The 11,135-nt window shown below is 71.2% G+C and carries 9 protein-coding genes; all 9 read right to left on the reverse strand.

The genetic code is table 11. From position 1 onward, the window contains the following. Window positions 1–91 (reverse strand): two-component system response regulator (locus VMR86_19420; protein ID HTO09230.1); only part of this gene is annotated, 91 nt, incomplete at its 3' end. Then, complete coding sequence (locus VMR86_19425; GenBank protein ID HTO09231.1) at window positions 73–537, reverse strand: chemotaxis protein CheW; 465 nt, start codon at window positions 535–537, stop codon at window positions 73–75. The genes VMR86_19420 and VMR86_19425, both read right to left, overlap by 19 nt. Before the next feature lie 6 nt (window positions 538–543). Beyond that, complete coding sequence (locus VMR86_19430) at window positions 544–1,827, reverse strand: methyl-accepting chemotaxis protein (protein ID HTO09232.1); 1,284 nt, start codon at window positions 1,825–1,827, stop codon at window positions 544–546. A gap of 14 nt (window positions 1,828–1,841) precedes the next feature. Continuing rightward, window positions 1,842–2,834 (reverse strand): thiamine-phosphate kinase, encoded by a 993-nt coding sequence (thiL, locus tag VMR86_19435; protein ID HTO09233.1) that lies wholly within the window; start codon window positions 2,832–2,834, stop codon window positions 1,842–1,844. Between the two features lie 42 nt (window positions 2,835–2,876). Then, window positions 2,877–5,279 carry an endopeptidase La gene (lon, locus tag VMR86_19440; GenBank protein ID HTO09234.1) on the reverse strand — a complete coding sequence of 801 codons (2,403 nt, stop codon included), beginning with the start codon at window positions 5,277–5,279 and terminating at the stop codon, window positions 2,877–2,879. A 36-nt stretch (window positions 5,280–5,315) separates the two neighbouring features. Then, complete coding sequence (locus VMR86_19445) at window positions 5,316–7,286, reverse strand: penicillin-binding protein activator (protein HTO09235.1); 1,971 nt, start codon at window positions 7,284–7,286, stop codon at window positions 5,316–5,318. Next, window positions 7,283–8,374, reverse strand: a complete 1,092-nt coding sequence (gene dnaJ, locus VMR86_19450) for a molecular chaperone DnaJ (GenBank protein HTO09236.1) — start codon at window positions 8,372–8,374, stop codon at window positions 7,283–7,285. The genes VMR86_19445 and dnaJ overlap by 4 nt, the downstream gene beginning before the upstream one ends. Before the next feature lie 91 nt (window positions 8,375–8,465). Continuing rightward, window positions 8,466–10,304, reverse strand: a complete 1,839-nt coding sequence (locus tag VMR86_19455) for an alpha/beta fold hydrolase (GenBank protein HTO09237.1) — start codon at window positions 10,302–10,304, stop codon at window positions 8,466–8,468. 128 nt (window positions 10,305–10,432) lie between these two features. After that, window positions 10,433–11,135 (reverse strand): Hsp70 family protein (locus tag VMR86_19460; protein HTO09238.1); only part of this gene is annotated, 703 nt, incomplete at its 5' end.

An 11,135-nucleotide genomic window follows, 5' to 3' on the forward strand; every position in this document is an offset into this window, starting at 1 on the left:
CCGCGATCTCGTAGCCTCCGTCCGTCAGGATGTCGCGGAGCATCTCGCGCATGAAGGCCGCGTCGTCCGCAATCAGAACCCGCTTTGCCATGGCTCCTGTCCTCCCGCCCTGCTGCGGAGCTCCGTCAGCAAGAGCACTCCCCTCTCGATCAGGCCCTCGGGATCGACCAGCCCGAGCGCCTTGTCACCTTCGACCGCCCACTCGACCAACTCGCCCGAGTGAGTCACTTCGCTCTGCTCGACCAGCGGCAGGGCGCGCTCGATGCGCTGCACCGCGCCGACCAGCACCCCCATGCGCAAGTTGCCGCGCTCCAGCACCAGCATGTGGCGGTGGTGCAGCGCCGAGCGGCCCGTGAGCAGCGCGCCGCCGTCGACCGCGGGCAACGGCTCGCCGCGCAGGTTCACGACGCCGGCCATTTCGAGCGACACGCGCGGAATCAGGTGCAGCCGCGGCGCGGCCATGACTTCGATCACGGCGCCCAGCGGCAGGGCGTAGCCCTGCTCGGCGACCTCGAAGCGCAGCCACGTGACTTCCATCGCGACTCACCTCGTCCGGAACCGGCGCGCGACTTCGCCCAGCTGCACCGACATGTCGGAGAGCCGCGCCGCCTGCCGCACCATCTGCTCGACCGTGCGCGTCTGCGCGCCCAGCCCGGTGCGCATCTCGTTCACCGCCTTGGCGTTCTGGCCCACGACCGCCGCGATGCGCTCCACGTCGCCCACGATGCGCTCCGACTCCGCGGCTTCCTTGCTCGCGTGGCGGGTGATCTCCTCGGCGCGCTGCGAGGCCTCGGTGACTGCGCCCTGCACCTTCTCGAGCGCGGCGAAGATCGCCTCCAGGTCCTGGCGCCCGCCGCGCACGTCGTCGCGCATGGCCAGCGTCTCCTGCGCGATGCGCTTGGACTCGTCCTCGAGCTGGCGGATCAGCGCCTCGATCTGGTCGGCCGAGCCGCCCGCGCTCTCGGCCAGCTTGCGGATCTCCTCGGCGACCACCGAGAAGCCGCGGCCCGCGTCGCCCGCGCGCGCGGCCTCGATCGAGGCGTTCAGCGACAAGAGGTGCGTCTTCTCGACGACGCTGGTGATCATCTCGGTGACCCGGTGCACCGACTGGATCTTGCCCTCGAAGCTCTCCACCCGGTGGCCCGCCTGCTCGATCTTCTCGAACAGGCTCTGCATCTTGGTCTGCGAGCGGCGAGACACTTCCACGCCCGCGGTCGAGCGCTGGTTGGCCTCGCCGGTGAGCGCCGAAGCGCGGCGCGCAGCCTCGGCGTTGGCGCGCAGCGACTCCGCGATGTCGTGCACGCGGCCGCGGATCTGCTCCACGTCCTTCTGCTGCGCCGTGGCGCCCGACGCGACGCCCTCCATGGTCGCGCCCAACGAGTGACTCGTGCTGTTCACGCTCTGCGACGAGCTGGCCACGTCGCGCGAGCTCTGCGCCACCTCGTCGGCCGCGCGCTGGATGTGCTCCACCAGCTCGCGCAGCTTCTGCAGCATCACGTCGACCGAGCGCGCCAGGTCCACCGTCTCGTCGGGGAAGCGCCGGCCCGCCTCGATGTCGACCTCCGCGGTAAGGTCACCGCGGCTGATCCGGTCGGTGCAGGCGCGCAGCGTCCTGAAGTTGGCGGTGAGCTGACCCGCGTAGATCCAGCCCAGCCCCACGCCCAGCAGCATGGCCACGAAGAACGCGCCCCAGCCGGGGGCGCCCAGCAGGTGCAACGCGGGAGTGATTCCCGCGCCGACGGCGGTGGCCGCGGTGAAGCCGAGCACGAGTTTCTGGGACAGGTCGAGACGCACGAGGCCTTCCAACCCGCGCAGTTTTCCCAGCAAGATGCGGGCGCTGGCTACTTCTCGGAGCCTTTCGGAGACGCCTTGAAGTGTTGGAAGCCTTTCGTGCTCATCTGGACCGGACGGCCCGACCGGGTGATCACGAGGCCGGGCCGGGCGGTGATGACGCCGATCTCGCTCACGCGACATCCGAGTCGCTGCCCGAGCACGGCGGCGCTGGGCGCGGACTTCTTCGCCGTGAACAGCAGCTCGTAGTCTTCACCGCCAGTCAGCGCCTGCGCGAGCGTGGCCCCGCGCATCACCGGCACTGTCTCGAGCGCGATCCGGGCGCCCACCCCGCTCTCTTCGCACAGGTGACCCAGGTCCTGCGCCAGGCCGTCCGAGATGTCGATCGCAGCACGCGACAGGCGCGCCTCTACCAGGGCGGCTCCGGCCGCGAGCCGCGGCTCCGGCGCCTGCTGTCGCCGCGCGAGCCGGCGGTCGAGCGGCGTGCGCAGGCGCCCGCGTTCGAGCCGCGCGAGGCCCGCGGCCGCGCCGCCGAGCGTGCCGGTCACGAACACGCGCTCGCCCGGCCGCGCGGCGCTGCGCAAGAGCGCCCTGCCCCGCGCCACCGCACCGATCGCGGTCACCGTGGCGCTGAACTGGCGCGCGCGCACGACGTCGCCGCCCACCAGCGGACAGCGACTCGCGCGGGCCAGCGACAGGAAGCCCGACAGGAAGCCCTCGAGTCTCGTCGCCGCCAATCCGGAGGGCAGCGCCAGGGTCAAGAGACATCCGACCGGCCGCGCGCCCATCGCGCTCACGTCGGACAGGTTCACGGCCAGCGCCTTGTGACCCACGCGCCTCGGGTCACTGGATCGCCAGCGGAAATGCACGTCCTCGACCAGCGCGTCGGTCGTGAGCACGAGCTCCTCGCCGGCCCGCGGCGTCAGCACCGCGGCATCGTCGCCGATCGCCACGCGCCAGGGCGACGAGCCGCGCGTGTCTCGCGCGGCCCTCCTCCGGATCGCTTCGATCAGCCCGAACTCACCCAGCGCCCGCGGGTCCACGCGCGCGAGGTTACTGCAAGCGCCGCAGGCGCGCGCACAGCGCTAAGACCGGATGATCGCGGGCGTGGTCCGTGCCGGCGCGCGGCGCGGGCGGCGCTTGGCGAGGATCGGCTCGGTGAGCGCGAGGTCGAGCACTTCGTCCATGGTGCGCACGAAGTGGAACTCGAGCTTGCGTGCGAGCTCGGGCGGCACGTCTTCGAGGTCGTGCTGGTTCGCCTCGGGCAGGATCACGTGGCGCAGGCCGCGGCGCTGCGCGGCGAGCACCTTCTCGCGCACGCCGCCCACGGGCAGCACGCGGCCGCGCAGAGTCACTTCGCCGGTCATGGTCCACTCGGAGCGCACCGGAATGCCGGTCAAGAGCGAGACGATCGCGGTCGCCATGGTGATGCCCGCCGACGGGCCGTCCTTGGGCGTGGCGCCGGCCGGCACGTGCACGTGGATCTCGTGCTTGGCCAGGCCCTCGGCGATGCCGAGCTCGGTGCCGCGCCAGCGCACGTAGGACAGGGCCGCCTGCGCCGACTCCTTCATCACGTCGCCGAGCTGGCCCGTGAGGATGAGTCCGCGGCCGCGGACCATGGTGGCCTCGACCACCAACACCTCGCCGCCCGTCTCGGTCCAGGCCAGGCCGCGCGCCAGGCCGGCTTCGGCGGCACGCGGGATCGACTCACCCAGGAGCGGCGGCGGGCCGAGCGACGCGCGCAGGTTGCGCAGCGTGACCGACACGTGCTTCGTCTCGCCCTCGGCGATGCGCCGGGCGATCTTGCGCAGGAGCCGCCCCAGCTCGCGCTCCAGGCCGCGCACGCCGGCCTCCTGCGTGTAGCCCGAAATCACGTCGCGGACCGCCGCGCGTGAGACCTGCACGCGGTCGGCCGTGAGTCCGCACTCCTCGACCTGGCGCGGCAAGAGATAGCGCCGGGCGATGACCTCCTTCTCCTCGGGCGTGTAACCCGGGAGGCGGATCACCTCCATGCGGTCGAACAACGCGCGCGGGATCGGGTCGATCAGATTCGCGGTGGCGATGAACAGCGTCTTCGACAGGTCGTAGGGCACGTTCAGGTAGTGGTCGCGGAAGGTGTGGTTCTGCTCGGGGTCGAGCACCTCGAGCAGCGCCGCCGCCGGGTCACCGCGGTAGTCGGCGCCGATCTTGTCGATCTCGTCGAGCAGGAAGATCGGGTTGCTCGTGCCCGCCTGGCGCATGCCCTGGATGATCCGGCCCGGCAGGGCGCCCACGTAGGTGCGGCGGTGGCCGCGGATCTCCGCCTCGTCGCGCATGCCGCCGAGCGACATGCGCACGAAGCCACGCCCCATGGCCTGCGCGATCGAGCGCCCGAGCGAGGTCTTGCCCACGCCCGGGGGGCCCACGAGACACAGGATGGGGCCCTTGCCCGCGGTCGAGCCGCGCAGCTTGTGCACGGCGAGAAACTCGAGGATCCGCTCCTTCACGCGGTTGAGATAGGCGTGGTCGCGCTCCAGCACCTCGCGCGCGTGCGCCAGGTCGAGATTGTCGTCCGAGACCTTGGCCCAGGGCAGCTCGGTGACCCACTCCAGGTAGCTGCGAATCACCTGGGTCTCGGAAGAGTCCGGGTGCATGCGCGCCAGGCGGTCGAGCTGGCGGTCGGCCTCGGCGCGCGCCTCCTCGTTCATGCCGCTGGCGGCGATCTTGGCGCGCAGCTCGTCCTGCTCGGAGCGGCGGTCGGCGCCCTCGCCCAGCTCCTCCTGGATCTGGCGCATCTGCTCGCGCAGGAACTGCTCGCGCTGGTAGCGCGACAGCTCCTCGCGCGCGGCGGTCTGGATCTCGGCCTGCACCGAGGAGACGGCCATCTCGCGCCGCAGGAGTGAGTCGATCTTGCGCAGCCGGCGCACGGAGTCGCCGATCTCGAGGATCTCCTGGGCCTCCTCCACGCGCAGGCGCAGGTTCGAGGCCACCAGGTCCGCGAGCCGGCCCGGGTCGTCCACGCTGCCGGTCACCGACAGGATCTCGGGCGGCAGGTGCTTCAGCGGCAGGAGCTCCTCGAGCTTCTCGCGCACGCCGCGCACCAGCGCCTCGACCTCGACGCTGACCTCGCTCGCGGGCTCCTCGGGCAGCGCCTCGACCTGCACGTCGATGTGCGGCTCGGTGCGCAGGTAGTGAGTCACCTTGATCTTCGACAGGCCCTGCACCAGGACCTTCAGCCGGCCGTCGGGCAGGCGCATCATGCGCATGATCATCCCGACCACGCCGACCGCGTACAGGTCGTCGGGACCCGGGTCGTCGACCTCGGGGTCGCGCTGCGTCACGAGCGCCAGCAGGCGGTCGCCCTCGATCGCCGTCTCGATCGCGTGCGCGGAGACTTCGCGCCCGACGAACAAGGGCAGGATCATCGAGGGAAAGACGACGGCGTCGCGAATGGGCAAGAGCGGGAGCTGGGCAGGGACCTCGAACGCGCCGGGGGCTTCGCTTTCCACGAAGGTCGAATCGACGCGCGCACCCGCGATCTTGATCTATTGCGGCGCGGCGGGCGGCGTGGTGGCGATGATGGCGTTGTCTTTCACGGTCAGGAACTCGAGTGACTTCTTCGCGCCGCCCGTGGAGTCGAACGACGAGAGCCCGCTCACGCCAGGAAAGGCACTCACGCGCAGCAGCCGATCGCGCAGGACCTCGCCGCTCGGGGCGTCGCCGCCCGCCAGCACGAAGCGCAGCAGCGCCGCGGCGTCGTAGCCCTCGGCGGCGTATTCGTCCGGCGTGGCGCCGTAGGCCAGGGCATAGCGGCGCACGAAGTCGGCCACCTCGGGGCGCGCGCTGGCGGCGAAGAACTCGTCGGTGAACACCGCGCGCGTGGCCTCGCGGCCCGCGATCTTGACCAGCTGCGGGTCGTTCCAGCCGCTCCCGCCGAGATACACCACGTCGCGCACGTCGAAGAAGCGTAGCTGCGGCAGGATCAGTCCCACGCTCGGCGCGTCATCGGGAATGAACACCGCGTCGAAGTCGACGAACGGCGGCAGACCCTGGAACTTCGCGGACGCCAGCTTGTCGGCGTTCTCGACCGCGTGCCGGCGCAGCTTGTTGCGCTCGTCGACCAGCGCCTGTGTCTCGCGCGGCAGGCCCGCCAGGCCCACCAGCCGCTTGATCTCGGGCTGCCAATCGACCGCGCCCGGCTTGTAACTCTCGGCGCCCACCACCGAACCGCCCTGCGCCTCGACCGCGTCCCAGAAGCGGTTCTTGAACGCGGTGCCGTACTCGTCCGACGGGTACAGGATCGCGAAGCGCTTGCAGCCGCGCTGCGTGGCGCACCAGCGCACGAGCTCGGGCGCCTGGTCTCCCGGAGTGAGTCCCAGGCGGAACACGTACTCGCCCAGGCCCGCGACCTCGTCGCCGCGCGCGAAGGTGAGCAGCGGGAGCTTCGCGGACTCGGACTGCGGCACCGCCTGGCTGGCTTCGGCCGAGCGCACCGGGCCGATGATGGCCGCCACGTGCTGGCCCGCGAGCTCGGTCACCGCGGCCGCGGCGCGCGCCGCTTCGCCGCCCGAGTCGCGCACCAGAAGGTGCAGCTGCGAGGGCTTCTCGTCGTAGATCCCGGCGCCCAGCGTGATCCCGCGCAGGATCGACTCGCCCACTCTCTGATAGGGGCCGGAGAGCGGCAGCACGAGCCCCAGGGTCGCCTGCGCCTCGCCCGCCAGGTCCGCCGCGCGCGCCAGGAGGAGCGCCCGCTCGGCCTCGTCGGCCTCGGACAGCCGGCGCGGCAGCGCGTCGAGCGCAGCCCGCGCCGCGGGCACGTCGCTGCGCGCCAGCGCGCGCCGCGCGATCTCCAGGTTCACGCGGTCGTACACCGGGCCGCGCGGCAGCTTGGGCGCGAGCGCCACGAGCTCGGGCTCGTGCATGCGCACCTCGAGCAGGTCGGAGATCTCGGCGTCGATCTCGGTCAGGTCGTTCGGGTCGCGCGTGTCTCGCCGCGCCAGCGCGAGCGCCCGCACCACCTCGGACCAGTCACCGAGCTTGCGCGCCAGGTCGGCGTCGAGCCGGTAGAGCTTGGCGCGCGTGTCGGCGTCGGCGCGGTCCTGGTTCGCGCGCGCGATCACCGCGCGGCCGTCGGCCGGCCGGTCGAGTGACTGGTAGAGCTGCGCGGCGCGCAGCGCGGCGGTCACGTTCTGGTCGCTCTTCGGGTAGTCCTCGACCAGCCTGCGCCAGGTCGCCGCGGCCTGCTCCTTCTTGCCGCGCGCCGCCTGCGCCTCGCCGAGCAGGAACAGCGCCTCGTCGGCGCGCTTGCTCTGGCCGAGCTCGGTCTCGAAGTGAGTGAGGATCTCCTCGGCCTTCGCGGCCTGGCCCTTCTTGAGCAGCGCGCGCGCCTGCGCCAGATCGGCGTCGGCCGCGGCCTCGTAGGGCAGCTCGGTGCCGTTGCGCATGACCGAGGGCTTGGCGCACGACAGCGTGAACAGCGCCAGGCCGAGCGCGAGCCGGAGCCGGCGCCGACTCATTCGAACAAGTCCCGGACCTTGTCCAGGAACCCGCGCCGCCGGGGATTCACTTCGTCGCCCGAGATTCGCGCGAACTCCTCGAGCAGCTTGCGCTGGTCTTCGTTCAGCTTCGTGGGCACCTCGACGAACAGGCGCGCGACGATGTCGCCGCGCGCCCCGCCGCCGAGCCGCGGCAGGCCCTGGCCGCGCAGCCGGATCGTGTCACCCGACTGCGCGCCCGCCTTCACGACCACCTTCTCCTTGCCCTCGAGGTTGGGCACCTCGATCTCGGCGCCCAGCGCCGCCTGCGCGAACGAGAGCGGCACCTCGCAGTGCAGGTCGGTGCCGTCGCGCTCGAACAGCGGATGGTCCTTCACGCTCACCACCACGAACAGGTCACCCGGGCCGCCGCCGTCGTGGCCCGCCTCGCCCTCGCCGCTGAGCCGCAGGCGGATGCCCGTGTCGACGCCGGCGGGGATCCGCACCGACAGGCTCTGCACGGTCTCCAGCCGGCCCTTGCCGCGGCACTCCGTGCACGCGCGTTTCAGGCTCTGGCCCAGGCCGCCGCAGCGGTCGCAGGTGCGGGCGATGCGGAAGAAGCCCTGCTGCAGCGCGATCTGGCCGCGCCCCTGGCAGCGGGGGCAGGTCTCGCGCTCGCCGCCCAAGCCCGAGCACTTGGCGCACTGCTTGTGCTTGGGGATGCGCAGCGGCACCTCGCCGCCCAGCGCCGCCACCGAGAAGTCGACCTCGAGGTCGTAGCGCAGGTCGGCGCCGCGCCGGCCCCGGGCCGTGCCCCGGCGCCCGCCGAAGATGTCGCTGCCGAACAGCTCCGAGAACAGGTCGCCGAAGCTGGCAAACGGGTCGGTGCCGCCGAATGGATCGCCGCCCCCGAAGGCGTTGTGGCCGAAGCGGTCGTACTGCGCGCGCTTCTCGTCGTCGGAGAGGATTGCGTAGGCCTCGCTGGCCTCCTTGAAGCGCCCCTCGGCCTCCGGATTGTTCGGATTCTTGTCGGGGTGGAATTGGTGGGCGAGCTTGCGATAGGCCTTCTTGAGCTCGTCCGGGCCGACGTCCCGCGAGACGCCGAGGATTTCGTAGTAGTCGCGCTTCATTGCGGCGGGCAGAGGCTAGGTTCGGGATCCGCAGGCGCAAGCTGAAGCGCTCGCGGCGGGTACCCCTGGCCGCCCTCTCGAACGGAGCCCGCTAGCGGACGCCGGCGTGCTCGTAGAGGATCCGGCGCACCTCCTCGATGGTCTCGGGATCCGCCTGGGTCGAGTGCCCGGAGCCCAGCACCACGAGCTCGGACTCCACGGGCTCGATGTGCGCGCTCTGGTACCGGACGACGCCGTCGTCGCCGCTCTCGATCGGCTCGCTCTTCACCGGGATGATCGAGTTCACGTGCACGCCCGGCGCGATCGGAAGTCCCGCCAGCGTGCGCATGCCGGGATTCGACCAATCCATGTTGTCGATCGAGGTCGGCAGCTGAAAGGGCCTGCGGAACACGTGCGGGTCCTGGCTCAGCGTCGCGAGCTCGAGCGACGACTTGGCCAGCGAAGCGGGTGCGTTCACCAGCTTGCGAGCGAGCATCCCGAGCCAGTTCTCGGCCAGGAAGCTGCCGTGGTGCGGCGTCGAGATGAAGATGACGCGAGTCACGAATGGAAGCGGCTCGAAGAACATCCCGCGTTTGAGCAGCGCGCGTGTCTCCGGGCTGAGCTTCACATCCTCGAACTTCTCGTCGCTCCAGACGTTCCAGAACGCGTCGCCGCTCGACACGGCCATCGCTTTCGTGAGCAGGCCCCCCTGGCTGTGGCCCACGACGACCATCTGCCGGAGCGCCGGATCCGTCCCCTCGGGGTCGACCGCGTGCTCCGCGTCCTGGAGTGCCTCGCGCAGATCTGCGGAGGACAACAGCACGGGATTGCCGCTGTTGTAGATGAAGAACCAGAGCTGGAAGCGCGTCGCGATCCGCGGGTCACCGAGCAGCTCGTTCGCCATCTCCGCCCAGCGCGCGGGACTCGACAGGGTTCCGTGCACGAACACGACCGGGATCCGGCCCCGGCGATACGGGTTCAGAAAGAGCAAGCCGTGAGTTCGTGTCGCTCCGGCGATGCGGAGATCGGAGCGGCGGAAGCCTGCGAGCTCGAAGTCCCAGACCGGCGCCCCTTCCAAGCGATACGCGAGCGCGGCCGACGGGTCGGATGCCAGCGGCACGACCGCCGACCCCACGGTGATCGCCGGCGTCTCGTCCGCGTCGTAGAACTCGAGCGCGCCATGCGCGCGAGACAGATCTGCGGCGAGGTCGTCGAGGCGCACGAAGGCAGTGACTGGAATCTTGGCTTGCGGCGGGAGCCAGGGGTCGATCTCACGTCCCGGCGCCGGCTCCATGCCCGCGGCGAGCGCGACTCCGGCCCCGAGCCGGCGGTAGCGATTGCGCAGGCCGCGGATCTCGAGATCTCCCAGCGCGACCGGGTGCACGATGTGGTAGCCGCCGTACTCGAACTCTCCCTTCGGTGGCTCGAGGACGAACGTGCCGAACGGCATCTGGATCTGGCGAGGCGAGGGATCGAGCTCGGTGCCGCGCGTGGACTCGGCGAGCGCGAGGCCCTCCGCGATCCCGCGGTCGTAGATCTGCAGGACGAGGCTCGCCCGGAGGTCATAGGGGCTCGGCGGCGGGCTGGGGGGCGTCGCGGGAAACACGTATGCGTACGCGCAGACTGCCGCGGCGAGATACTCGCCCTTCTGGCCGCTCTTGCGCGCGGTCTCGAACCAGAGCTCGGCGAGCGCCAGCAGCCGCTCGTGCGTGTCGGGTCCGCCGAGCCCGGCGCGCAGCTTCTCGAGCGCCGCGCGTGGATCGTCCTCGAACAGGGTCGTGAGTCCGAGGCGCGCGAGGAACTGCGCCGAGAGCCCGCTGTGCGAATCGCCCGTGAGCGCGCTCTGGCCGAGCAGCCGGTCGATGTCGCTGGTGGTGGCCCGCCGGATGCCCACGGGCGTGGCGCAGCCGAGCACGAGCACGAGCACGAGCGAGAGCCGGAGCTTCGACATCGCGGGATCTTACCGTTTTCGCCCGAGTCACTCCGCTCGGATCGCAGCTGAAGCGCCGCGCTCCAGCCGTGACGGAATGTCCCAGTCGGATGAGCCGTGACTCACCCGACGCGGTCCGGAGCTGCGAATCAATCCTCGATCAGCTCTTCGTCGCCGCCGTCGGCGGCCGGCTCCGAGCCGGTGGCGGCGCCGGGGTTCACCGCGGTCCCGCCGTCCATCCGCTCGTACATGGCCTCGGTCATCTTGTAGGCGAGCTGCTGCAGGTCCTCGACGGAGTTCCGGAGCTCCTCGGGATCGTTGCCCGGCAGCGCCTTCTTGGCGCGCGCGAGGGCCGCGTCGACCTCTTCGCGCTCGGTGGTCTCGAGCTTGTCGCCGTAGATGCCGAGCGTCTGCTCGACCGAGTACACCAGACCCTCGCCGGTGTTGCGCAGCTCGACCATGGCGCGCCGCTCGGCGTCGTCGGAGGCGTGCGACTCGGCCTCCTTCACGAGCTTCTCGATCTGGTCCGTCGACAGGCCGCCCGAGGCGGAGACCTTGATCTGCTGCGCGCGGCCGGTGCCGAGGTCCTTGGCCGAGACGTTCAGGATGCCGTCGGCGTCGATGTCGAAGCTGACCTCGATCTGCGGCACGCCGCGCGGCGCCGGCGGAATGCCCACCAGCTCGAAGCGGCCGAGCGTCTGGTTGTCGACCGCGAGCTCGCGCTCGCCCTGCAGCACGTGCACGCGCACCAGGTTCTGGTTGTCCTCGGTGGTCGAGAACACCTCGCTCTTGCGCGTGGGCACGGTGGTGTTGCGCGGGATGATCTTGGTCATGATCCCGCCCTGTGTCTCG

It is taken from the genome of Myxococcota bacterium, from assembly GCA_035498015.1.
GTDB lineage: Bacteria > Myxococcota_A > UBA9160 > SZUA-336 > SZUA-336 > VGRW01.